Annotated in this window: 11 protein-coding genes and 1 pseudogene; 3 read left to right on the forward strand and 9 right to left on the reverse strand. The window is 64.5% G+C overall.

All coding sequences use genetic code 11. The features are described from left to right. Positions 1–28 precede the first annotated feature (28 nt). Entirely contained in the window at positions 29–412 is a 384-nt protein-coding gene (locus tag E6B08_RS25895) for a YkgJ family cysteine cluster protein (RefSeq protein WP_136916574.1), read from the reverse strand. 149 nt (positions 413–561) lie between these two features. Beyond that, on the reverse strand, positions 562–1,770 hold the full coding sequence (gene alaC / locus E6B08_RS25900; RefSeq protein ID WP_136916575.1) for an alanine transaminase: 1,209 nt from the start codon (positions 1,768–1,770) through the stop codon (positions 562–564). A 383-nt stretch (positions 1,771–2,153) separates the two neighbouring features. Here alaC and E6B08_RS25905 point away from each other — a divergent pair, with 383 nt between their 5' ends. Beyond that, positions 2,154–3,332 carry an integrase core domain-containing protein gene (locus E6B08_RS25905; protein ID WP_136913586.1) on the forward strand — a complete coding sequence of 393 codons (1,179 nt, stop codon included), beginning with the start codon at positions 2,154–2,156 and terminating at the stop codon, positions 3,330–3,332. A gap of 705 nt (positions 3,333–4,037) precedes the next feature. On the opposite strand, the gene cyoE is transcribed toward E6B08_RS25905, so the two are convergent. The 7 genes from cyoE to hmpA form a co-directional block, all read right to left on the reverse strand. Next, positions 4,038–4,925, reverse strand: coding sequence for a heme o synthase (gene cyoE, locus E6B08_RS25910; RefSeq protein ID WP_136916576.1), 888 nt, complete (start codon positions 4,923–4,925; stop codon positions 4,038–4,040). Positions 4,926–4,936: 11 nt separating this feature from the next. Continuing rightward, a complete protein-coding gene (gene cyoD, locus E6B08_RS25915; RefSeq protein ID WP_133332080.1) occupies positions 4,937–5,269 on the reverse strand; it encodes a cytochrome o ubiquinol oxidase subunit IV in 333 nt (110 codons plus the stop codon). Continuing rightward, positions 5,269–5,892, reverse strand: a complete 624-nt coding sequence (cyoC, locus tag E6B08_RS25920; protein ID WP_133332081.1) for a cytochrome o ubiquinol oxidase subunit III — start codon at positions 5,890–5,892, stop codon at positions 5,269–5,271. Before cyoC ends, cyoD begins: the two co-directional genes overlap by 1 nt. Before the next feature lie 3 nt (positions 5,893–5,895). After that, positions 5,896–7,914 carry a cytochrome o ubiquinol oxidase subunit I gene (cyoB, locus tag E6B08_RS25925; protein ID WP_136916577.1) on the reverse strand — a complete coding sequence of 673 codons (2,019 nt, stop codon included), beginning with the start codon at positions 7,912–7,914 and terminating at the stop codon, positions 5,896–5,898. 3 nt (positions 7,915–7,917) lie between these two features. Further along, complete coding sequence (cyoA, locus tag E6B08_RS25930; protein WP_136916578.1) at positions 7,918–8,862, reverse strand: ubiquinol oxidase subunit II; 945 nt, start codon at positions 8,860–8,862, stop codon at positions 7,918–7,920. A gap of 558 nt (positions 8,863–9,420) precedes the next feature. Then, positions 9,421–9,927 carry a disulfide bond formation protein B gene (locus E6B08_RS25940; RefSeq protein WP_136916580.1) on the reverse strand — a complete coding sequence of 169 codons (507 nt, stop codon included), beginning with the start codon at positions 9,925–9,927 and terminating at the stop codon, positions 9,421–9,423. 379 nt (positions 9,928–10,306) lie between these two features. Further along, positions 10,307–11,485, reverse strand: a complete 1,179-nt coding sequence (gene hmpA, locus E6B08_RS25945) for an NO-inducible flavohemoprotein (RefSeq protein WP_136916581.1) — start codon at positions 11,483–11,485, stop codon at positions 10,307–10,309. 156 nt (positions 11,486–11,641) lie between these two features. Between hmpA and norR the strand changes: the two genes are divergently transcribed. After that, the gene (gene norR, locus E6B08_RS25950) at positions 11,642–13,192 is read left to right on the forward strand and encodes a nitric oxide reductase transcriptional regulator NorR (protein ID WP_136916582.1); all 1,551 of its coding nucleotides are present in this window, start codon (positions 11,642–11,644) and stop codon (positions 13,190–13,192) included. Between the two features lie 199 nt (positions 13,193–13,391). Continuing rightward, positions 13,392–26,182 (forward strand): annotated as a pseudogene (locus E6B08_RS25955) (BapA/Bap/LapF family large adhesin). Positions 26,183–26,194: the final 12 nt, after the last annotated feature.

Raw genomic sequence — 26,194 nt, forward strand, 5'->3', positions numbered from 1 at the left:
GAGCCAGCTCGCCCTTGATGCGCTGGGATCAGGCCACCTCGGCCCCGTCATCCGGCCAATGCGGCTCGTTGGCCCCAGGCGGGGTCAGCGGCGGCAGGCCATAGGCGGCCCGCGCAGCGTCGCAGCTGGGGTTGTGCACCCCGCCTTCCCACGATGCCTCGAACTCGCGGCAAGGGCTGGATCGGTTGGCGTAGATACTGCACGCCACCTCCTTGCCGATCTCGCCTTGCAGGCTCACGCAGCGGCATGGCTTGGCGTCGGTGCCGATCATGGCGACACGGGTTGGGTTGATCTGCACGACCAGATCATCCGGCACCAGGCCGCCGGCAGACTGGCATTCACCCCAAAAGAAGGACACACGGAAAAACCCGCAGCAGGCGCCGCAGTCAAGGCAAGGGTTGTATTCGGACATGATGGCACGGAGGGAAGGTTATTGTTATCGGGGCTGGGCCCGCGCGCCATTTGTAATCGAAGCCAGGTCGGCTGAGAAGGGGGTGAAGCAAAAATAGTTCGCCGCTTATCCGGCTGGCCCGAACCCGCCAAGGCGGGCTCGGGAAAGCGTTACTTGCGGGCTAGTCCGTCGGCGCGGAACATCTGTCGGATGCCGCGGATGGCCTGGCGAATGCGGTCTTGGTTTTCGATCAGGGCAAAGCGCACATGGTCATCGCCATAGTCGCCGAAACCGATACCCGGAGACACGCACACCTTGGCCTCGGCCAGCAGTTTCTTGGAAAACTCCAGCGAACCCAGGTGCGCGTATTGCTCCGGGATCTTCGCCCAGACGTACATCGACGCCTTGGGGTTCTCGACCATCCAACCCAGCTCATGCAAGCCCTTGACCAACAGGTTGCGGCGCTGGCGGTATTGCTCGGCGATATCGCGCACGCATTGCTGGTCGCCTTCGAGGGCGGCGATGGCCGCGACCTGCAGCGGTGTGAAGGTGCCATAGTCGTGGTAGCTCTTGATCCGCGCCAGGGCGCTCACCAGTTCGGGGTTGCCAACCATGAAGCCGATACGCCAGCCCGCCATGTTGTAGCTCTTGGACAGCGTGAAGAACTCCACCGCGATGTCCTTGGCGCCCGGCACCTGCATGATCGACGGTGCCTTCCAGCCGTCGTAGACGATGTCGGCATAGGCCAGGTCGTGCACTACCAGCACGTCGTACTGTTTGGCCAGGGCCACCACGCGCTCGAAGAAGTCCAGCTCCACGCACTGCGCCGTGGGATTGGAGGGGAAACCCAGAATCATCATCTTCGGCTTGGGGATCGACTCGCGGATGGCCCGCTCCAGCTCGTTGAAGAAATCCACGCCTGGCACCAGGGGCACCGAGCGCACCTGAGCGCCGGCGATCACCGCGCCGTAGATGTGGATGGGGTAGCTCGGGTTGGGTACCAGCACGGTGTCGCCATGGTCGAGGGTGCCGAGCATCAGGTGCGCCAGGCCCTCTTTCGAGCCGATGGTGACGATGGCTTCGTTCTCCGGGTCGATGGCGACGTCGTAGCGCTCCTTGTACCAGTTGGAGATGGCGCGGCGCAGGCGCGGGATGCCACGGGAGGTGGAGTAGCCATGGGTATCGTCACGCTGGGCAACCTGCACGAGCTTTTCGACGATGTGCGGCGGCGTGGCGCCGTCGGGGTTGCCCATGCTCAGGTCGATGATGTCCTCGCCACGGCGGCGGGCAGCCATCTTGAGTTCGGCAGTGATGTTGAAGACGTAGGGGGGGAGACGATCAATGCGCGCAAAGCGGCGCGGCGAACCTGGGTTGGCCATGGCTTCCTCTGGAGACGTAAGCGCCCGGAACCGTCCGAGCGACGTTGGCCGATGTGGCGGCCTGGATCAGAAGATAATGCCGAAATAGGATTTCTGTAAAGGTTAATTTCCTGTTTTGTTAGACCTTTTCAGATGAATGATGTGTAAATTCAGAATCCATGTATTCAGTAGCGGGTTTGGCTTGGCATTGAGATTGGGAACGGTCCAATTTGTGTAGCGGCGCTACTGGCCCCTTCCGCCTTTACGGCGGGTCCCTTTTTTCTTGGAAAAAGGGACGCAAAACCGCCCGCTCCGGTATGACTCACCCACATGGGTTACAAATCAGTTCACGCACATAGGTAACAGTTTTTAACTGGCAGGGTCGGTTTTTCGAGGATCTGACCATGCCTTGGCGAGAGCTGAAACCTATGGACATGAAAACGCTTTTCATCGCGGATTACCTGCAGGGTCCGCCTAGCTTCAGCGCCCTCTGCGAGGCCTACGAGATCAGTCGAAAGACCGGATACAAATGGGTCGAGCGGTACGAGAAAGAGGGCCCGGCGGGCCTGGAGGAGCGCAGTCGTCGCCGGCTGACACAAGACTGGGTTGTACCCGTCGCCGTTCGCGAGGCCATCATCGAGCTGCGTGGTCAAGGCCAGACGGAGCCTGGACCCAAGAAGATCCAGGCAGCATTGCAGGCGCGTTTTCCCGACCAGGCGCCTCCCTCCAAGACCACGATCTACAACATCCTCAAGAAGGCCGAGCTGATCAAACCGCGACGCCTGCGTCAGCGTGTAGCGGTCTATCCCAAGCCATTGGAGAAAGCGGAGTCGCCCAATCAGCTATTCACTGCGGACTACAAAGGCCAGTTTCTGACAGGAGCAGGGGTCTGGTGCTATCCGTTGACGATCATGGATCACGCCAGTCGCTTCTTGCTTGCGTGCCACAGCATGGCCAACACGAACTTCCTGGAGACACAGGCTGTGTTCGCTGAGGTCTTTCGCGAAAACGGGCTACCTGAACGTATCCGAACCGATAACGGCGTGCCGTTTGCGAGTAAAGGACGCGCAGGCCTCTCCCAGCTGTCCATTTGGTGGCTGCGCCTGGGCATCATTCCTGAACGTATTGCGCCTGGCAGGCCGGAGCAAAATGGTCGGCACGAGCGTATGCACCGGACACTCAAAAGTACGCTTCCATCCCCGCCTGCAGTGGCTTGGGAGGCTCAACAGCGGCACTTCGACCGCTTTCGGCAACACTACAATTACGAGCGATTGCACGAAGCGCTGAAGCAGAAAACGCCGGCGTCCTGTTATCAGCCTTCGCCACGCCCGTTTCCGGAGCAACTACCCGAAATGACTTACCCCAGTCATATCGAGAGCCTGCAAGCTGATTGTAGTGGCATCGTCAACCGCCGGGGTTTGAGGATCTATGTAGGTTATGTGCTCAAGCACCAGACCATTGGGCTGGAGCGGGTCGGGGATGGGGTGTGGGATGTTATTTTCGGCCCAATCATTCTCGGCAGGGTCGATGAGCGAGAAGCCGATGATGGTTATGTAAGACTTCAGGTGTTGTCACCTATGTGAACGAACTTTTGTGTAACCCATGAGGGTGACCCGTACACTCCTGCATCCGGCCCTCCGCTGCGCTACGGGTCCCCTCGCTACGGCGCCTTCCGGGCCCGCGCGGCCTACGACTTGCTCCGCAAGTCTACATCTCGCGCCTTCGGCTACGCCGAAGGGTGCTGCGCACCTGGCCCTACAGGCGCCTACGCTCGGCCTCCTGACGTCGCGAAGTTAGCGGCGGCGCCTGCACTGGCGTTATCTTCGAAAGAGACACCGCGCTATCCGCTACAACACAAAGCGATAGGTAAACCGCGAGAGCGCAGCGATTCGCCTGCCATTGCTCTGGCTCTTGATCTGGCTTTTGATGTGGCTCTTGATCTACCCGCGACCTCAGGAGGCCGAGCGTAGGCGGCTGGAGGGCCAGGTGCGCAGCACCCTCCGGCGTAGCCGGAGGCGCGAGATGTAGACTTGCGGAGCAAGTCGTAGGCCGCGCGGGCCCGCAAGCCGCCGAAGCGAGGGAACCCCGAAGCGCAGCGTAGGGGCCGTATGTGGGAGCAAGCGGTTTTGCGTCCCTTTTTCCAAGAAAAAAGGGACCCGCCGTAAAGGCGGAAGGGGCCGGTAGCGCCGCCACACCCCTCGGATCAGCCCCCAAGGCCAAAGCCCCCTAACTCGCGAAGATAAAAAACCCCAGCACATGGCCGGGGTTTTCTCTGCAGCAGGCAGCTATCAGCGAGCGTAGGTCATCAGCACGTCCGCAGCGGTCTGGCTATCCACCGACATCATCACGCTCAGTGCGGTGACGGTGAGGATCGAGAAGCCAAACACCTTGCGGGCCCACTTGCTGTCGTCCTCGGCCTTGTAGCCACCCCAGGCCATGTACAGCCAGTACAGGCCCATGGCCGCTGCCACGGCCAGGTAGCCGAGGCCGGCGTAACCGCCGAGGGTGAGCATCAAGGTCGCGAGCACGAAGGCCAGCACGTACAGCACGATCTGCTTTTTCGCCGCGAGGATACCGCGCGCCACCGGCAGGACCGGAATGTTGGCAGCGCTGTAGTCCTTGAAGCGGAAGATGGCGATGGCAAAGCTGTGCGGCATCTGCCACAGGCTGAACATCACCAGCAGCGTCACTGCAGCCAGGTCGAAGCTGTTGCTCACGGCGCAGTAGCCGATCACCGGAGGCATGGCACCGGACAGGCTGCCGACCAAGGTGCCGTGCACCGATTTGCGCTTCAGCCAGAGGCTGTAGAAACCGACGTAGACGATGAAGCCTATAGCTGCGCAGAACGCCGACAGCGGGTTGGCCTGGACATACAGCAGGCTGAAGCCCGCCACCCCGAGCAGGGTGGCGTAGATCAGTGCGAGGGGCAGCGACATGCCGCCCTGAACCATGACGCGGTTCTTGGTACGTTCCATCTTCTGGTCGATGTCGCGGTCGATGCAGTTGTTGAACACGCAACCGGACGCCACCACCAGGGAAGTACCCACCACCACTGCCAGGAACAGGGCGAAATCCACATGGCCCTTCGCGGCAAGGAAGAATCCGCCTGCCACGGAAAGCACGTTACCGAAAATGATCCCCGGTTTGGTGATTTGGATAAAGTGCTTAACGGACATGCAGTCTTACCTCACTTGGCCAACATTTCGAAGTGGATGCTGAACATGATCCACAGCGACAGGCCGACCAGCAGAGCGATCACCAAGGTGGTGAACAGGAACGTCGATACGTTGTTGCGTTGCTCTTTCGAGCGGTCCATGTGCAGGAAGTACACGAGGTGCACAACTACCTGGATGACGGCCATGGCAACAACGATCAGAACGGTCAGGTTCTTCGGCAGGCTCGGGTACATCACCAGGCCGAACGGGATCGCGGTCAGGATGATCGACAGGACGAAGCCGATCATGTACGACTTCACGCTGCCGTGATTACCTTCGTGATGAGTGTCGTGTGCGTTAGCCATTACAGAACTCCCAGCAGGTAGACGACGGTGAATACGCAGATCCAGACCACGTCCAGGAAGTGCCAGAACAGGCTCAGGCAGCTCATGCGGGTCTTGGCGGTCGGCGTGATGCCGTGCTTGTTGATCTGGTACATCATGATTGCCATCCAGATCAGGCCGGCGGTCACGTGCAGACCGTGGGTACCTACCAGGGCGAAGAAGCCCGACAGGAAGCCACTGCGGTTCGGGCCGAAGCCTTCGCCGATCAGGTGATGGAATTCATAGATTTCCATCGCGATGAAGCCTGCACCGAACAGGAAGGTCACGGCCAACCAGCCCAGTACGCCCGCTTTCTTGCCGTCGAACATCTTCAGCATGGCGAAGCCGAAGGTGATCGAGGACAGCAGCAGGAACAGCGTTTCAACCGCTACGAAGTCGAGCTGGAAGATGTCGTGACCCGACGGGCCGCCGGCAAAACTGCCGGACAGCACCGCATAGGTGGCGAAGAGCGACGCAAACAGGATGCAGTCGGTCATCAGGTACAGCCAGAAACCGAATACGGTCATCTGGCCCGAGTCGTGGTGGTGATCGTCGTGCCCATGGTCGTGACCATGAGCGCCGCCGTGGATTACTTGACTGGACATTGATTACACCCGCTCAAACGATTCGACACGTGCGCCGGCAGGCAGAGCACCTGCTTGGGCCAGCGCTTTCATGCGCTCGCCTTCGATGCGCGCCACTTCTTCGGCCGGAACCATGTAGCCCTGGTCGTCACGCGCGGCGTGGCGAACGAAGACAGCGATGGTTGCAACCAGGCTCGCGCCGACCAGCCACCAGATGTGCCAGATGAAGGCGAAGCCGAAGATGGTCAGGAACAGACCCATGAACAGACCGGTAGAGGTGTTGTTCGGCATGTGGATCGGCTCGTACTTGCCAGGCGCCTTGTAGGCAACACCGGCTTCCTTCGCTTCGTGCCAGCAGTCCAGGCCAACTTTCTCAGGCATGTGAGCGAAGTTGTAGAACGGAGGTGGCGAAGAAGTCGACCATTCCAGGGTGCGGCCGCCCCATGGGTCGCCGGTCACGTCCAGGTTCTGGTTGCGGTCGCGGATCGAAACGACGATCTGGATCAGCTGGCAGGCGATACCGAACAGGATCAGCACGGCGCCGACGACGGCTACGTACAGGTAGGGTTCCCACAGCGGGTTGTCGGAGTGGTTCAGACGACGAGTCATGCCCATGAAGCCCAGGGCGTACAGCGGCATGAACGCTACGTAGAAGCCCGAGATCCAGAACCAGAAGGCAGCTTTGCCCCACTTCTCGTTCAGCTTGAAGCCGAAGGCCTTCGGCCACCAGTAGGCGAAGCCGGCGATATAGCCGAATACCGCACCGCCGATGATCACGTTGTGGAAGTGAGCGATTACGAACAGGCTGTTGTGCAGAACGAAGTCAGCACCTGGAACAGCCAGCAGAACGCCAGTCATACCACCGATGGAGAAGGTGATCATGAAGCCCAGGGTCCACAGCATCGGTGCGGTGAAACGCACACGGCCCTGGTACATGGTGAACAGCCAGTTGAACAGCTTCACACCGGTCGGAATGGAGATCAGCATCGTCGCCAGGCCGAAGAAGGTGTTGACGCTGGCGCCGGCACCCATGGTGAAGAAGTGGTGCAGCCATACGGCGAAGCCCAGGACGGCGATGGCGCCCGATGCGTAGATCATCGAGTGGTGGCCGAACAGACGCTTGCCAGAGAACGTCGAGGTGACTTCCGAGAACACGCCGAAGGCCGGCAGGATCAGGATGTAAACCTCAGGGTGACCCCACGCCCAGAACAGGTTGACGTACATCATCGGGTTCCCACCAAGCTCGTTGGTGAAGATGTGGAAGTCCAGATAACGGTCAACGGTCAGCAGAGCGAGTGCAGCGGTCAGGATCGGGAACGAAGCGACGATCAGCACGTTGGCCCAGGTGCAGGTCCAGGTGAAGATCGGCATGTCCATCAGCTTCATGCCAGGGGCACGCATCTTCAGGACAGTAACCAGGAAGTTCACGCCTGTCAGTGTCGTACCAAGGCCAGATAACTGTAGCGCCCAGATGTAGTAGTCGACACCTACCCCAGGGCTGTACTGGATGCCTGCGAGCGGCGGATAGGCAACCCAGCCGGTCTTGGCGAATTCACCAACGCCCAGCGAGATGTTGACCAGCAGCACGCCTGCCAGCAGCAGGTAGAAGCTCAGGGAGTTCAGGAACGGGAAGGCAACGTCACGTGCACCGATCTGCAGAGGAACCGCGAGGTTCATCAGGCCGGTGAAGAACGGCATCGCCATGAAGATGATCATGATCACACCGTGAGCGGTGAAGATCTGGTCATAGTGTTCAGGCGGCAGGTAGCCTTCGGAGCCACCGGTAGCGGCAGCCAGCTGGGTACGCATCATGATCGCGTCGGCAAAGCCGCGCAGCAGCATGACCATCGCGACGATGATGTACATCACGCCGATCTTTTTGTGGTCGACCGTGGTCAGCCACTCGCTCCACAAGTAGGTCCACTTGCGGAAATAGGTGATAAGACCGACGACAGCGATACCACCGAGCGCGATCATGGCAAGCGTCACCATGACTATCGGCTCGTGATAGGGTATCGCCTCCAGGCTTAATTTACCGAACATCTCTTACTCCTCTGCACCGGCAGCTGGTTGCATACTCGTTTCCACACCCTTGGTTGTGGCCAGATCTTTGCTGCCTGCTTCTTCGTGGCTCGGACGACCGCGGTTCATGCCTTCGTACTTGTCGACGATCAGCTGGAACTGGTCAGGCGAAGCCTCGCTATACAGCGCGACTGGGTTGTTTTCGCTTGGTTTGGCCAAGGCTTCGTATTCGGCCTTGTCCAGCTTCTTAGGCGACTGCTTGACCTCGGCGACCCACTTGTCGAAGTCTTCCTGGGAGGTGGCAGTGGCCTTGAATTTCATGCCGGTGAAGCCAGCGCCGCTGTAGTTGGCGCTGATACCGTCGAACTCGCCGTTCTCGTTGGCGATCAGGTGCAGCTTGGTGGTCATGCCGGCCATGGCGTAGATCTGGCCGCCCAGACCCGGGATGAAGAACGAGTTCATCACGGCGTCGGAGGTGACGCGGAAGTTGACCGGGGTATTAGCCGGGAAGACGATCTTGTTGACCGTGGCGATACCCTGCTCCGGGTAGATGAACAGCCACTTCCAATCCAGAGCGACCACGTCGATCTGCACCGGCTTCACATCGGAATCCAGTGGACGGTACGGGTCCAGCTTGTGGGTGGATTTGTAGGTGACGTAACCCAGGGCGATGATGATGATGATCGGGATGATCCACACCGCAGCCTCGATCTTGGTCGAGTGCGACCAGTCGGGGGTATAGGTGGCAGCCTTGTTGGAAGCACGGTACTTCCAGGCGAAGGCCACGGTCATGATGATGACCGGGATTACCACCAGCAGCATCAGGCCGGTAGCGATCAGGATCAGGTTCTTTTGCTCAATGCCCACCTGGCCCTTCGGGTCGAGCAGGGTCCAGTTGCACCCACTGAGTAAAAGCATGCCTAAAAAGGGCAATATGCCAAACAGTCTGGGGTAACGCTTTTTACTCATCTCACGACCTCTAGATCAGCTTGCTTCAATGCAATTTGTGTTTTGGTAGCCAACACGTCGTCCTGCCAGGTGTCAGCAATGTGCGCCCGTACTCGCTCCTGCCGGGGTCCGACTGCAGGATCCTGGCTTCAAGCGTGTTAGCGGTGCTTTTGGTTTCGTAGGCAAAAGGCCTGTACTTCAGACCAAGTCCATTTGGTGCGGAAAACGCGGAGGGGGGTCCGCCCGGGATCGCCGTTGGGCGAAACTTGACGAAGTCAGCAAAAAGGAGCGCTGGGGCTTCCTTCAATCCTGCGACTCGCAAGCAGTGCCGAACGGAAATTGGGGGCGATTGTAGATAGGTCGCCAACCCTTGACTATGACTTATTGAGCAACAGTCTTTTACAGAATACGCAACAATACTGCTCGATAAATCAACTTCGCGACAGTTTGTCGCACCCCGCTTGCCAGCCCTGAAACCCGCGCCGCGCAAGGCCTAGAGGTTGATCTGAAGTAAGCGATGGGCGACTTTTCGCTCTTCTCATCCCCTGTAAAAGACCCTGCGCAATTCGGGACTTTTGTCTAACCCCGGCGCCGATTGCGGATGATGCCCAGCGGCACCAGCACAGCGGTCAGGACAAAGGCCACCAAGGCCCATTGCGCCAACGACAAGCCGAGGATCGGCGGGTATGGCGTGCTGCAGAAGCCATCGACCTGGAACACCAATGGCCAGACCTTGGCCAGGGGCAGGTCATCGACGATCGGTTGCAGCGTATCGATGCCGCAGCTGACCATCGGGTTGGCGAGTATATACACATGGTTGCCCGCTGCAATGATTCCACCAATCGCACTGAGCACCACCAGCCCCTCGAACAACGTCAGGCTGCGGCGCCCCGGCATGGCCGCGCCGATGAAGGCGAACAGCGCGATCAGCAGCAGTGCGTAGCGTTGCAGGATGCACAGTGGGCAAGGCGCCTCGCCGAGCACGATCTGCATGTACAGCGCACCGCCGATCAGCGACAGGCAGATTACCCCAAGCAACACCAGGAAGCGCCGCTCGCGGTTCAGGCGCAGTGTTTGTTCGTTCATTGCCGGTTCCTTCGATGGATAGTGGCAGCGTGGGAGCCTGCCTCGCGCAAGTCTACACGCTGGCATGGTCTTCAGAGCATGCCGAGGAAGCGGCCGGAGCTATGCTGCGCTATCCGCAGAGGCCTTGTGACCGGCGAGCGCCGAACGGGTTCAATGCCAGCCGGCAAAAAAGCGCCTGCCCGGGCGCCGCGCAGGGGCAAGCCCCTCGACACCCGGGAGTGAAGGATACCGTGATTAACGGAGGATTAAAGATGAAAGATCGCCCCGGGGCGGCTCATCTCCTTCCTTTATATATAGGCAGGAAGTAGCAGGGACGATCGAGTGTCTGCAGCGGCCCCATCGCCGACTTGCCGGCGATGGGGCCGCTGCGGTCAATCCATCACTCCAGCGCAGCCGCCGGCCCGAAGAACTCGTAACGGCTCTGCTGCTCCGGCACGCCCAGCCCCTTGAGGTGGCGCTTGACCACCGCCATGAAGCCTTTGGGCCCCAGGAAATAGGCATCCACGTCACGTTCCTCGGGCAGCCACTGGCCCAGTTGCGCCTGGCTCAGCAGGCCAACAGCATCGGCGCGCTGGCTGCCGTCGTCCTCGGCATAGCAGTAGAAACGCTTGAGCTGCGGGTGACGCGCCGCCAGAGCATCGATCCAGTCAGCGAAGGCATGTACCGCGCCGTTGCGCGCACAGTGGATGAAGTGCACCGGGCGCTCGCCCTGCAGCGCCGCCTCGAGCATGGCCAGGGTCGGGGTGATGCCCACGCCGCCGCTGATCAGCACCAGCGGCTTATCGCTGGCCGCCAGAATGAAATCGCCTGCTGGCGGGAACAGCTGCAGGGTATCGCCAACCTGCAATACGTCGTGCAGGAAGTTGGATACCTTGCCCTCAGCCTCGCGCTTGACGCTGATGCGGTATTCCTTGCCATCGCACAGGGCCGACAGGGAATAGTTGCGGCGTTGCTCGACGCCGTCGATGAACAGCTGCAGCCCGATGTACTGGCCAGGCTCGGCCTTGAGTACCGGCTTGCCGTCGACCGGAGCGAAGTAGAACGAGACGATTTCGCAGCTTTCCTGTTCCCGGCGTACCACGCGGAACGCGCGGCTGCCGCGCCAGCCGCCGGACGCCTCTTCCTTCTGCTGGTACAGACCTTCCTCGGCACCGATCAGGATGTCCGCCAGTTGGCCGTAGGCCGCGCCCCAGGCATCGATCACCGCTGGGGTGGCAATGTCTTCGCCGAGCACTTCCTTGATGGCGCGCAGCAGGCAACCGCCGACGATGGGGTAGTGCTCCGGCAGGATCTGCAGGGCGACATGCTTGTTGATGATCTGACCGACCAGGCCGCCCAACTGCTCGAGCTGGTCGATGTGACGGGCATACATCAGCACGCCGTTGGCCAAGGCGCGTGGCTGGTCGCCACTGGCCTGGTGGGCCTGGTTGAACAGTGGGCGAACCTCCGGGTGTTCACTGAGCATCATCTTGTAGAAATGGGTGGTAAGCGCTTCGCCACCGCTTTCCAGCAGGGGGACGGTGGCCTTGATGATTGCACGTTGTTCGGCAGTGAGCATTTGCAACGACTCCTGAGCCTTGGGCTTCGAATGGGTTGCAAGGGGTACTTCAGCAATCGTGCCAACTCTGCAGCCCCCTGAAATCGAGGGCTTAGGGCTGTCTATGTCAAAATGACCAAGCACGGCGTATAGTCATAAAGACCTACAGGAGTCCTTATGACTGCAAAGCCACTGCTTACCGCCCTCCTCCCCTTGGTCAGCGACCTGTCCCGCGAACTTCCCGACCAGGAACGTTACCGCCGACTGCTGCAGGCCATGCGCGGGCTGTTGCCGTGCGACGCCGCCGCACTGCTGCGCCTGGACGGCGAATGGCTGGTGCCGCTGGCAGTCGATGGCCTGTCGCCCGACACCCTGGGGCGGCGTTTCCGGGTCAGCGAGCACCCGCGCTTCCAGATTCTGCTCAGCCGCCCCGAGCCCACGCGCTTCGCCAGCGACTCGCAATTGCCTGACCCCTACGACGGCCTGGTCAACGCTCCCGACGCCGACCTGGAAGTGCACGACTGCATGGGCTGCCCGTTGATGGTGGACGAACGCCCATGGGGGCTGGTGACCCTCGATGCGTTGACCCCCGGCCAGTTCCAGAGCCTGGAGTTGGACGCCCTGCAGGCGTTCGCCAGCCTGGCCGCCGCCACCGTCACCGTGGCCGAGCGCATCGAGGGCCTGGCCCTGCGCGTCGAGGACGAACACCAACGCGCCGAGGTCTATCGCCAGGCCAGCGGCCAGGACCGCGAGCTGATCGGCCAGAGCAAGGCGCACAAGCGCCTGGTGGAGGAGATTCGCCTGGTGGGCGGCAGCGACCTCACCGTGCTGATCACCGGTGAGACCGGCGTCGGCAAGGAGTTGGTCGCCCAAGCCCTGCACCAGGCCAGCAACCGCGCCGACAAGCCGCTGATCAGCCTGAACTGTGCAGCGCTGCCCGACACCCTGGTGGAAAGCGAACTGTTCGGCCATGTACGCGGCGCCTTCACCGGCGCCCACGGAGAACGTCGCGGCAAGTTCGAACTGGCCAACGGCGGCACGCTGTTCCTCGACGAAGTCGGCGAACTGCCCCTGGCCGTGCAAGCCAAGCTGCTGCGCGTGTTGCAGAGTGGCCAGTTGCAGCGCCTGGGCTCGGACCGCGAGCACCGGGTCGACGTGCGCCTGATCGCCGCCACCAACCGCGACCTGGCCGCAGAGGTGCGCAGCGGCAACTACCGCGCCGACTTCTATCACCGCTTGAGCGTGTACCCGCTGCAGGTGCCGCCGTTGCGCGAGCGTGGCCGCGACGTGCTGCTGCTGGCCGGCTACTTCCTCGAACAGAATCGCTCGCGGCTGGGGCTCGGCAGCCTGCGCCTGAGCGGCGAGGCCCAGGCCGCGCTGCTGGCCTACGACTGGCCAGGCAACGTGCGTGAGCTGGAGCACCTGATTGGTCGCTGCGCGCTCAAGGCCATGGGCCAACACCTACAACGTCCGCGCATCCTGACCCTGGAAGCGAGCGACCTCGACCTGCGCGCCGTCGCGCCGGTCGAAAACACGCCGGTTCTCCCCGCGCTCGAACCGTTCCCCTTGCCCGCTGGAGGTCTGCGCGAGGCGGTCGATCAGTACCAGCGCACCATCGTCGAAAGCTGCCTGCAAAAGCACCAGGACAACTGGGCCGCAGCCGCCCGCGAACTGGGCCTGGACCGCGCCAACCTGAGCCGCCTGGCACGCCGTCTGGGCGTACGCTGAACCCATGCGTTAACAAAAGGATTAGTCCAGAAAGCCATCTGGTTGGGTGCCACCAGGCTGCTATATCTCCCTAACGAGCGCTAACAGGGCCGTTACTCGTGCCTGGGTTTCGTGCAGTGCCTCCATTCGTCGGAGGGCCTGCGCCAAGCCCGGGTACCGGCAGTCAGCCCTGTATCGCGAACATAAGCAGGGAGCACCCATGGACAACATCGTAGTCGCCGATAAGCAATCCGCAGTCGCCACCCAGAACGCCTGGGGCAACCTCAGCCTGAACAGTCCAGGTGTGGTGCAAATGCCGGTCGCACCCGACCAGGTGGCCACCGTCACCAAACGCGGCCAGGACCTGATCGTCACCCTCAAGTCGGGCGAAAAGGTCACCGTCGGCAATTTCTTCGCCGTGGATCAGGCAGGGACTGCCAGTGACATGGTCTTCGTCGGCGAGGACGGCACGCTGTGGCACGCCAACTACGATGCCGAGGCCTTCACAGGTTTCACCTTCGACGAGGTCGACTCGCTCGATCAACTGGTCGCCGGTATCGGTGAAGCGGGTAGCGCCATGCCGACCTGGGCCATCGCCGGCTTGAGCCTGCTCGGTATTGGCGGTGCAGCGGCAGCCGCCGATGGTGGTGGCGGCGGTGGAGGTGGGGGTGGCAGCGGCGGTGGTGACACCGAAGCTCCGGCCACGCCGATCGACTTGCTGGTATCGCCCGATGGCCTGCGCCTGACCGGGCGCGGCGAGCCGGGTAGCACGGTGAACATTCGCGATGCCGCCGGCAACCTGATCGGCACCGGCACCGTCGGTGCCGATGGTCGTTTCGACGTCGCCCTCGACCCACCCCAGGTCAACGGCGAGAACCTCGACGTCACCCTCACCGACGAGGCCGGCAACGTCTCGGCCCCCGGTAATGTCGCCGCTCCGGACATCACCGCCCCCGATGCCCCACCGACCTTGCGATCAACGACAGCGGCACGACCCTCACCGGTCGCGCCGAGCCCGGCTCCACCGTGCAGGTGCGCGGCGCCAACGGGGCTCTGCTGGGCAGTGCCGTGGCCGGTGCCGATGGCGCGTTCAGCATCACCCTGCAACCACCGCAGACCGACGGCCAGGCCTTGCAGGTGACCGCCGAGGACGCCGCCGGCAACACTTCCTCCGGCGCCGCCATCACCGCCCCGGACGATGGCAGCACCAACCCGCCCGACACCACGCCTCCCGATGCCCCGACCAATCTGGTCGTCGCTCAGGCCGGGCGCCAGCTGACCGGCCGCGGCGAGGCCGGTACCCGGGTACAGGTCCGCGATGCCGAGGGCAACGTCATCGCCACCGGTACCGTCGGCGCCGACGGCACGTTCCAGATCACCCTGGACCCCGCGGTGGTCGATGGCAGCAAACTGCAAGTGACCCTGACCGATGCTGCCGGCAACGTCTCCCAGCCAGGGTCCGTGACCTCGGCGGACCTGCTGGCGCCGGAGCAGCCGACCGACCTGGCGCTGGCCAATGGCGTTACCTTGACCGGTCGTGGCGAGCCCGGCAGCACCGTGCAGGTGCGCAACGCCGCCGGCGTCCTGATTGGCAGCGGTCGCGTCGATGCCGACGGCAACTTCAGCCTCACGCTCTCCCCCGCCCAGGCCAACGGCGAAGCACTCGACGTGCGCCTGGTCGATGCCGCCGGCAATAGCTCCACGCCGTTGCAGTTCGATGCCCCGGACATCACCCCGCCAGTCGCCGTCAGTGGCATCGTGGTCGGCAACGGCGGCCTGGCCCTCAGTGGCCGTGGTGAACCCGGCGCCACGGTCGAGGTGCGCAATGCGGCCGGCACACTGATCGGCAGCGCCGTGGTCAGTGCCAACGGCACCTTCGTCATCACCCTCGACTCGCCTGTGCAGGCGGGCCAGCACCTGACCCTGGTGGAAGTCGACCCGAGCGGCAACATCTCGCCCCGCCTCGACTTCGAAGTACCGCTCACCACCGCGCCGACCACACCCAGCAACCTCAGCATCGACGCTAACGGCACCAGCATCAGCGGCAACGCCGCAGCTGGCAGCCGTGTCGAAGTCCGCGATGCCAGCGGCACAGTGATCGGTACCGTGGTCGTAGGCGCCAACGGCCAGTTCACCGTGGTGCTGGTCCCGCCACAAGCCAACGGCGAACTGCTGGATGTGGTGGCCATCGACAGCACGGGGGCATCCTCGTTGCCCGGGCAGATCACCGCACCCGACATCACCGCGCCGGACGAGCCGACCAACCTGGCGGTGTCCGCCGACGGCAGCCACCTCACCGGCCGTGCCGAACCTGGCAGCACCGTACGCGTGCTGGCCGCCGACGGCACCGAACTGGGCCGTGCGACCGCAGGCGCCAACGGCGTGTTCAGCATCACCCTGAGCCCACCGCAGATCGATGGTGAGCAACTGCGCGTAATCGCCAGCGACCGCGCCGGCAACCCCTCCGAGGCCGGCACGGTCACGGCTCCGGACGGCAGTACGCCGACCGACACCACGCCGCCACAGCCGGCCAGCGAGCTGGCCATCAGCAAGGACGGGCGCACGGTTTCCGGTCGTGGCGAACCAGGCTCCACGGTGCGCATCCTCGACGATCAAGGCAACGTGGTCGCCACTGGCACCGTGCAAGCCGACGGCCATTTCACCTTGCAACTGGGCACGCCGATCATCAACGGCTCGACCGTGCAGGTCAGCCTCACCGATGCCGCCGGCAACGTCTCCACGCCAAGCTCGCTGAAGACCCCGGACCTGGTTGCCCCCGCGCAGCCCACAGATCTGGCGCTGGACAACGGCACCACCCTGACCGGCCACGCCGAAGCCGGCGCTCGGGTCGAGGTGCGCGATGCCAGTGGCACGCTGATCGGAAGCGTCATCGTCGGCGCCGACGGCAACTTCAGCCTGACCCTGGACCCGGCCCAGGCCAACGGCCAGGAACTGGCTATCCGCGTAGTCGATGCCGCGGGCAACAGCTCGGTGCCCCTGGAATACACCGCACCGGACACCACCCCGCCCGCCATCATCAGCAACGTGGTGGTCGGCGCCGGCAGCCTGACGATCAGCGGGCGCGGTGAGCCTGGCGCCACCGTCGAGGTCCGCGATGCCAACGGCACGCTCCTTGGCACCGGCACCGTGGCCGCCAACGGTACATTCCTGGTCGACCTCGACAGCCCGGTGGGCGGCGGTGACGCGTTGCAACTGGTGCAAACCGACGCCGCCGGCAACCCGTCGCCCAGCCTGACCGTCACAGTGCCCGCCACCGCGTTGCCGGATAGCCCCGACGGCCTGGTACTGAACGGTGACGGCACCTCGATCAGCGGCACCGCACCCGTGGGCAGCCTGGTCGAAGTGCGCGACGCCAACGGTACCGTCGTTGGCAGCGTCCAGGTGGGCAATGGCGGCACGTTCACCATCCCGCTCGACCCGGCCCAGGCCAATGGCGAACTGCTCGACGTGGTTGCCATCGACGCCGACGGCAATGCTTCGCTGCCGACGCAGATCACCGCGCCGGACATCACCGCGCCCACCGAGGCCAGCGACCTGGCCCTCAGCGCCAACGGCGTGACGCTCACCGGCCGAGGCGAAGTCGGCGCACGGGTCGAGGTCACCGATGCCCAGGGCGCCGTGCTCGGCACCGCGGTGGTCGGCGCCAATGGCACCTTCACCGTCACCCTGTCGCCAGCCCAGACCGACGGCCAACTGCTCGACGTGGTGCTGCGCGATACCGCCGGCAACAGCTCCACCGCCACACTCACCGCACCGGACCTCGACGGCCCGCTGCAACCGACGGATGTAGCGGTCGGCGGCAACGGCACGGTGGTCACCGGTAGCGGCCAGAGCGGCTCGACCGTGACCGTGCGCGACGCCGATGGCAACGTTCTCGGCAGCACCACCGTAGGCGCCGACGGTAGCTTCCAGGTGCCGCTGGACCCACCGCAACGCAATGGCGAAAGCCTCACCGTCGAAGCGACCGACGGGGCCGGCAACAGTTCGGGCACCGTGGATATCACCGCACCGGACAGCACCCCACCGCAGGCGGTCGACACACCGACCATCGATGGCACCGGCACCACGGTCAGCGGCACCGGCGAGCCCGGCGCCACGGTCATCGTCCGTGCGCCTGACGGCACCGAGCTGGGCAGCGCCGTGGCCAATGCCGACGGCAGCTTCGAAGTCACACTGGATCCACCGCAGACCAACGGCGAGGCCCTGACCGTCGAGCAGCGCGACACGGCAGGCAATGTTTCGTCGTCGGTCGACCTGGCAGCGCCTGACACCCAGGCTCCCGACGCCCCCGACGGCGTGGTGCTATCGGCCGATGGCACCACCATCACAGGTACCGGCGAGCCTGGCGCGCAGGTGCGGGTTGTCGGCGAAGGCGGCGTGCCGCTGGGCAATGCCGTAGTGCAGGCCGACGGCAGCTTCAGCGTGACGATCTCGCCTGCGCAACTCAACGGCCAGACGGTCTCGGTCACGCAGACCGACGCTGCCGGCCAGACCTCCGATGCCTATGAGGTAACCGCCCGCGACGTGCAGGCCCCTGAACCTGCCGAAGGTCTGGCCCTGACCGGGGGCGGCAGCATTCTTGCCGGCCAAGGCGAACCCAACAGCACGATCGAGGTGCGCAATGCCGCTGGGGTTCTGCTCGGTGAAGGCGAGGTCGACGCAGACGGCAACTTCAGCATCACCCTGAACCCTGCACAGGCCAACGGCGAAACGATTTCCGTGGTGCTCACCGATGGCGCCGGCAACGCCTCGCCTTCGGCCACCCTTACCGCACCCGACACCACCGGCCCGACCGCGCCTACCGGGCTCAGCGTAAGCGCCGACGGCACATCGGTGCAGGGCACCGGCGAAGTCGGGGCCACCGTCGAAGTGCGCGATGCCGACGGCAACCTGCTCGGCAGCGTCACCATCCCGGCAGGCGGAAGCTTCCAGGTACCACTCGACCCTGCACAACTCGACGGTGGATCGCTCACCGTGAGCTTGACCGACGCCACTGGCAATGCCGGCGGTTCGGCGACCGCAACAGCGCCAGACCTCACGCCGCCCGCCGATCCGACCGGCCTGGCAGTCACCAACACGGGCGGTGTCACCACGGTCACCGGTAGCGCACCGGGTGCCACCGAGGTGACCGTGACCGGTCCGAACGGCACACCGATCACCGTGCCTGTAGAGGCCGATGGCAGCTTCAGCGTCGACCTCGATACCCCGCTCAGCAATGGCGAGACCGTGAGCGTGGTGGTGCGCGACGCCGCTGGCAACGCAACCCTGCCCACCACGGTAGATGCCCCGGACACCACGCTTCCGGCCGAACCGACCAATGTCGCGGTAAGCCCGGATGGCGCCATCGTCGGTGGCGGCGCCGAGCCGGGCAGCACGGTGATCGTGCGCGACCCGGTCGACAACTCTGAACGCGGCAGCGTGGTGGTCGGGCCAGACGGCACCTTCACCATTCCGGTCTCACCGCCGATCGCCAATGGCGAAACCGTGGAGGTGGTGGTTCGTGACGGTGGGGGCAACGACACCGTCGTCGAGGTGACCGGCCCCGACGGCACCGAAGTGGCGACGCCTACCGACCTCAGCCTCAGCGACGATGGTTTCCTGCTGACCGGCCAAGGCACGGTCGGAGCGCTGATCACGGTGACGTCCGGTGGCACCACCCTGGGTACCGCCACGGTCGGCAGCGACGGCATATTCCGCGTGTTCTTCAGCAACGCCCAGCTCAATGCCCAGACCTTGCAGGTTTCGGCCCGCGCGGGGGCAGACGGCAAACCGTCGCTGCCAGCGACCATCGTCGCCGACGACAACACCGCGCCGGATGCCCCAACCAATGTCACCATCGACCGCACCGGCACGACCGTGACCGGGCGCGGCGAAGTGGGCGCCACGGTCAGCGTGGTGGATGCCCAGGGCGTCGTGGTCGGCACCGCGACCGTTGGCAGCAACGGGCTGTTCAGCATCAGTCTCGACCCTGTACAGGCCAATGCGCAGAGCCTCACCATCACCCAGGCCGATGCCGCCGGCAACGTTTCGCTGGCCGCCAGCGTGACGGCCCCCGACCTGCAGGCGCCGCAAGCAGCCAGCAGCGTGACCCTCAACAACGCCGCCACGGTAGTCAGTGGCCAGGGCGAAGCCGGCTCGACAGTGACCGTACGCGATGCCAGCGGTGCGGTGCTGGCCACCGGCACGGTGAACCAGAGCGGTCAATTCCAGATCACCCTGCCCAGCGCGCAGACCAGCGGTAGCCCACTGCAGGTGACCCTTACCGATGCCGCTGGCAACACCTCCCCCCCCATCAACCTGGCGACCCCGGACCGTACACCGCCAGCTGCCGTTTCCGACACCGTGCTCAGCGGCGATGGCCGTCAGTTGTCCGGTAGCGGTGAAGTGGGCGCCACGGTGCAGGTACGCAATGCCGCAGGTACCGTGCTGGGCACGGCAACGGTCGGTGCCGATGGACGCTTCACCGTCACCTTCGACACGCCCCAGGCCAGTGGCCAGGCGATCGGCGTCACCCAAGTGGATGCCGCCGGCAACACCTCGCCTGCCGTCAACGTCTCGACGCCGGACCTGACCGCGCCCGTTGCGCTGACCAACCTGGTCCTCAACAACAACGGCCTGACCCTCACCGGGCTGGGCGAAGCCGGCGCCACGGTGACCGTACGCGGCCCGGATGGCACCATCATCGGCACCGGGCTGGTGGCGGCCAACGGCAGCTTCACCCTCACCCTCGACAGCGCCCAGCTCAACGCCCAACGCCTGAGCGTTACCCAGACCGACGCTGGCAATAACACTTCCAGCCCGACCCAGGTCATCGCCCCCGACTTCACCCCACCCGCGGCCCCCACTGCCCTGGCCCTGGCCAGCAGTGGTGTGCAACTGAGCGGCACGGCCGAAGCCGGCAGCACGGTGACCGTGCGCGATGCCGCTGGCAATGTGCTGGGCACTGCAGTGGCAGCCAGCAACGGCACCTTCCAGGTCACCCTCAACAGCGCCCAGACCAACGGCCAGGCTCTCTCCGTCACTGCAACCGACGCCGCGGGCAACGTGTCGCCGAGCACCGCTTACACCGCGCAGGACACCACTGCACCAGAGGCAGTGGCCAACCTGGCGGTATCCACCGACGGCGCCACCCTCACCGGCACCGGTGAGGCCGGTGCAACCGTGACCGTGCGCGGTGCCGATGGCAGCGCATTGGGTAGTGCAACGGTCGGTGCCGACGGCCGCTTCAGCGTCACTCTCGCTCCGCCGGCAGGCACTGGCGACAGCCTGAACGTGGTGCAGGCCGACGCCGCCAACAATGCTTCGCCCGCACAGTCGATCACCGCGCCCGGCGCCCTGGCGCCGGCCATTCCCGATGACCTGGCGTTGTCCGCCGATGGCCTGGTGGTCAGCGGCAGCGGCTCGGCCGGCAGCACGGTCAACGTCTATGGCCCCAATGGCCTGCTCCTGGGCACCGCCACGGTCGGCAACGACGGCACCTTCAGCGTCAACCTGGGCAGTGCCCAGGCCAATGGCGAAGTACTCCAGGTGAGCGCCGTCGGCACCGACGGCAGCGCCTCGCTGCCCGCCACGTTGCAAGCACCGGATACCACCGCACCGCAGCCACTGACGCAACTGGCGCTGTCTGCCGACGGCCTGGTACTCAGCGGCCGTGGCGAACCGGGTTCCACGGTCAATGTGATCGGCGAAGGCGGTGTCGACCTTGGCAGCGCCGTGGTCGGTGCAGATGGCACCTTCAGCGTCGACCTCGAAGCAGCGCAGCTCAACGGCGAGCTGCTCAGCGCCAGCCAGACCGACGTGGCCGGCAACGAATCCGATAGCAGCAGCCTCACGGCGCCTGACCGCGTAGCGCCGGACGCCGCCGAGGACCTGGCCTTCAGCGCAGGCGGCAGCCTGCTCAACGGTACCGGTGAGGCCGGTACCAACGTGCGCGTGCTGGCAGCTGACGGCAGTGAACTGGGTACAGCGGTAGTTCGCGGCGACGGCACCTTCCAGGTAACCCTGAGCCCGCCACTGGCCAACGGCCAGGCGGTGCAGGTGGTGCTCAGCGATGCGGCAGGCAACCAGTCCACTGCCGCGGCCATTACCGCGCCGGATACCACCCCGCCGACAGCCGTCAGCGAACTTGCCATCGGCAGCGACGGCGCGACCATCACCGGTCGCGGCGAGCCGGGCGCCACGGTGGTGGTGAGCGACCCGAATGGCGACGAGATCGGCACGGCCATCGTCGACGCCAGCGGCCACTTCACCCTCACCCTCGACACACCGCTGAGCAATGCCGAAGTGCTCAGCGTGGTGCAGACCGATGCGGCCGGCAACGCCTCGCCCGTCGCCACCCTGCAGACGCCCGATTTCACACCACCTGCCGAACTCACCGAGGTGGTCATCAACGCCGATGGCAGCGTGGTCAGCGGCCTGGGCGAGGCCGGCGCGACCGTCACCGTGACCGACCCCAACGGTGTAGTGATCGGCACTACCACGGTGCTGGCCGACGGTACCTTCCGGGTAGAGTTGAGCCCGGCGCAGATCAACCAACAGGTACTGTCGGTGCAGCAGGCCGACCCACCTGGCAACGTCAGTCCGGCAGTCACCGTCGACGCACCGGACCTGACGCCACCGGAGGCTGCGACGCAATTGCGCCTTAGCGCCGATGGCAGCCAGTTGAGCGGCACCGGCGAAGCCGGCACTACCGTGACCGTATACCTCGGCGCCGATCCGATCGGAACCGCCGTGGTGGGTGCCAATGGCACTTTCGTGGTCACCCTGGACGCCCCGCAGACCAATGGCCAGCAGTTGCAGGTGACCCTGGAGGATGCCAGCGGCAACATTTCTGCGATCAGCACCCTGACCGCAGCGGATATCACCCCACCCGTCGCCGTCACGGCCACCCTCAATGCCAGCGGCACCCAGCTCACCGGCACCGGTGAAGCCGGCGCGCGCCTGGTGGTGATGAACGACCGTGGCGACATGGTCGGTGAAGGCCGGGTCGATGCCGACGGCAACTTCGTGCTCAACCTCACCACGCCCCAGGTCGATGGCCAGGTGCTGTCGATCATCGCTCGCGATGCCACCGGCAATCCGTCGACGCCAACCGAAGTGACCGCACCGGACCTGACCGCCCCAGCCGCGCCGACCGATATCGCCGTGACCAACAACGGCACGACGCTGACCGGCACCGCAGAAGCGGGTAGTACCATCACCGTCCTGGCGCCTGACGGCACCGAGGTTGGCACCATCGAGGTGCCGGCGAACGGTTCCTTCAGCGTGACGTTGGATCCGGCGCAGAACAATGGCCAGCAGCTGACCGTGATCGCCACCGACGACGCCGGCAACGCGTCGCTGCCGGCGACCTTCCAGACGGCAGACACCGCGCCGCCCGCCGTCGTTACCGAGCTGGCCATCAATACGACGTACGACGTGCTCAGCGGCCGCGGCGAACCTGGTGCGACCGTGTCGGTAAGACTCGGGGACGATGTACTCGGTACCGCCGTGGTAGGCGCCAATGGCTTCTTCGAGGTAACCCTCGACCCGGCTGCAGGCTCGGATGCATCGCTTACCGTCACCCAGACCGACCGTAGCGGCAATACCTCGGATGTCGAAACTTATGTGACACCGGCGGAGCCGCCGACTGCAGCGCCACTCGATGTCGCGCTGGGGGCCGATGGCCTGACGCTGACGGGTACCGCCGCTGCGGGGGCCATCATCCGCGTATACGATGTCAACGGCGACCTGCTCGGCACAGGCGTGGCCAATGTCCTGAATGGCAGTTTCAGTCTGCAATTGGACAGTGCGCAGCTCAATGGCGAGACGTTCACCGTCACCGCCCAGGCAGTGCTGGGCAGCGAATCGGTGCCGGTCGTGGTCCAGGCCGCTGACGTCACTGCGCCCGACAACCCCGTGGTAACGGCCCTGTCGGCCAACGGCCTGGTGCTCACCGGTACCGGCGAGGCCGGCGCCACGGTCACCGTGACAGGCCCCGGCAGCGTCATCCTCGGCACTGCCGTGGTCAACGCCGCAGGCGGATTCACCGTCAACCTCTCCAGCGCGCAGCTCAACGGCCAGGTACTGGGCGTGGCCCAATCCGATGCCGCCAACAATGCCTCCGGCAGCACCAGCTTCACCGCGCCGGATGTGCAGGCGCCAGTGGCACCCACCAACCTCGCCGTCATCAATGCCGGCACCACGCTCACCGGTTTTGGTGAACCCGGCGCGACCGTCACCGTGCTCGGCGCCAACGGTGCCACACTCGGCACCGGCACGGTGCTGCCCAACGGCACGTTCAGCATCGACCTGAACACGACGCAGAACGATGGGCAAGTGCTCACCGTGCGCCAGACCGACGCGGCCAGCAACCAGTCCGGCAGCGCCAGCGTCACCGCACCGGACACCACGCCACCCACGGCCCCGACAGCGACCATCAATGCCAACGGCACGTCGATCAGCGGCGCCGGCCAGATCGGCAGCACGGTCACCGTGCGCAACAGCGCCGGCACCGTGCTCGGCACCGCCACGGTCGGCAGCAACGGCCTGTTCGTGGTTAGCCTGACCGCAGCGCAAGTGGACAACCAGGCACTGAGCGTCACCCTCACCGATGCCGCCGGCAACACCTCCAACCCGACCGCCGTCACCGCGCCGGACTTCACCCCACCGGCCGCCGCCGCCAACCTGGTGGTCAGTGCCGATGGCAGCACCCTCACAGGCAGTGGCGAGCCCGGTGCCACGGTGACCGTGCGGGGTCCCAGCGGCACCGTGTTGCAAACCGGCACGGTGCAGCCCAACGGCAGCTTCACGCTGACCCTGAGCCCGGTGCAGGACAACGGCCAGGTGCTGTCGGTGACCCTCACCGACCCACGCAACAACGTCTCCGGCAACGTCAATATCACCGCGCCGGACGTCGATGCCAACGCGCCAGTGGTGGCCAGCGACAACTTGGCCACCGCCACCGTCAACCTGGCAGCGGTGGTCAGCACCCAGACCTACCAGGACAGCTTCACCACCCTGCTGTCGGGCTTCTCCAAGACCTACACCTGGACGGTCGGTGCCGGCACCTCGGTCGACCCAACCCTGACCCTGACCACCAGCAGCGCCCTGGCCCTGTTGGACAACTCCACCTTCACTCTGCAAGTGAAGAACGCCAGCGGCGCCTGGGTGACCCTCGCCACCGGCACCAGCCAGGGCCTGCTCGACCTGGTCCTGCTACCCCTGGGCCAGGGTATTCGCGTCGACATCGGCGAACTGCTGGCAGGTGAGTATCGCCTGACCGTGGCCAGTGGCGGCATCGGCTTGCTGACCACGGTGACCACCACCCTGGACATCGAGACCACCAGCCTGACCCAGTTCACCGGCACCGGCACGCCAACCAACGGCAACGTGATCACCGACGCAGGCACCGATGGCACCACCGACGCCCTCGGCCCGGACAGCGGCGCCGTGCTGCAGGTACTGAAAAACGGCAGCTACGTCTCGGCCGGCAGCGCTACCACGGTGCAGGGCCAGTACGGCACCCTGGTGATCCGCGCAGACGGCAGCTACACCTACACCCCCAACGGCAGCCCGAGCAGCGTCGGCAAGGTGGATGTGTTCAGCTATCAACTGCTGCACGCAAACGGCAAGAGCGACACCGCCAATCTCTACGTGCGCATCGACAGCCCGCAAGCCACCGAGGTGTGGAGTGACAGCAACCTGAGCGCACCGGCCACGGTGGTCGATGCCGTCAACGACGTCAGCAACACGCGCATCACCCTGGTCAACCACGAGACCACCAGCAGCGCTACCCTGGGCAGCCTGACGTTGCCTCTGCTCGGCTCCAAGGCAGCCACCTACACCACCACGGTCGGCGCCGACACCACGGCCGACCTGCAAGTGGTGCTCAACTCCACCAGCATCCTGTCGCTACTCAACGGCGCCACCATCGAACTGCTCAAACTCAACCCCGCCACCGGACAGTACGTGCTGGTACAAGCGGTGCAAGGCAGTTCGCTGGTAGGGCTGGGCACCGGCGCTGCCGGCTACACCTTCCAGGATCAGACCGCAGGTACCTACCACATCCGCGTCACTGCCGGCGGCATCGGGCTGGCCGCCTCGGTGACCACCAACCTCAACACCACCACGACCTATAACAACCAGTTCGATGTGGGCAGTTACACCGCAGTTACCGGCAACCTGCTGACCGGCAGCGGCGCCGATAACCTCGGTTCTTCACTCACGGTACTAAGCGTCCTGGTGGCGGCCAACACCTACACGATTCCGGGTCAGAACGGGGTATCGGTCACCGGTCAGTACGGCACGCTGCTCGTGCAAGCCGATGGCAGCTACAGCTATACCCTCAAGAGCGGGTTGACCTCGGCGGTCATCGGCCAGCACGACACCTTCACCTACGAGCTGACCCACCCCAATGGCACCACCGACACCGCAACGCTGACCGTCAATCTGAACAACGCCGCCAGCGTCACCGCCTTCTCCTCGTTGCTGGCCGACACCGGCGATGAAACCACGGCGCTGGCCAGTGTGGCGGCTTCAGCCTCCAGCGAGGTGCTCGCCGGTAGCGATGGCAACGATCATCTCGATGGCAGCCAAGGCGGGGCGATCACCCTGCAAGGCGGCGCGGGCGACGACACCCTGGTGGTGGTCGACCAGAACTTCGCCAGCGTCGATGGCGGTACGGGTACCGACACCCTGCTATGGGGTGGCGGCGATGCCAGCATCGACCTCGGCAACCTGGTCGGGCGGGTCCACGACATCGAGGTCATCGACCTCAACGACACCAGTTCCGTGGCGCTGACGCTCAATCTCGCGGATGTCGTGGCCATCACCGAAACCGGCAAGGACACGCTCATGATCAAGGGGGATGACAAGGACTCCGTACACATGACGGATAACTGGACATTGGTAGGGAACCAAACCGCTGACGGCATCGACTATACCCAATACACGGCCCAGGAGGATCCGAGCCACCACTTGTGGGTGCAGAACGGCATCCATGTCGTCTGAGGTCGCTGCAAC

The organism is Pseudomonas putida, assembly GCF_005080685.1.
GTDB classification, from domain to species: domain Bacteria; phylum Pseudomonadota; class Gammaproteobacteria; order Pseudomonadales; family Pseudomonadaceae; genus Aquipseudomonas; species Aquipseudomonas putida_V.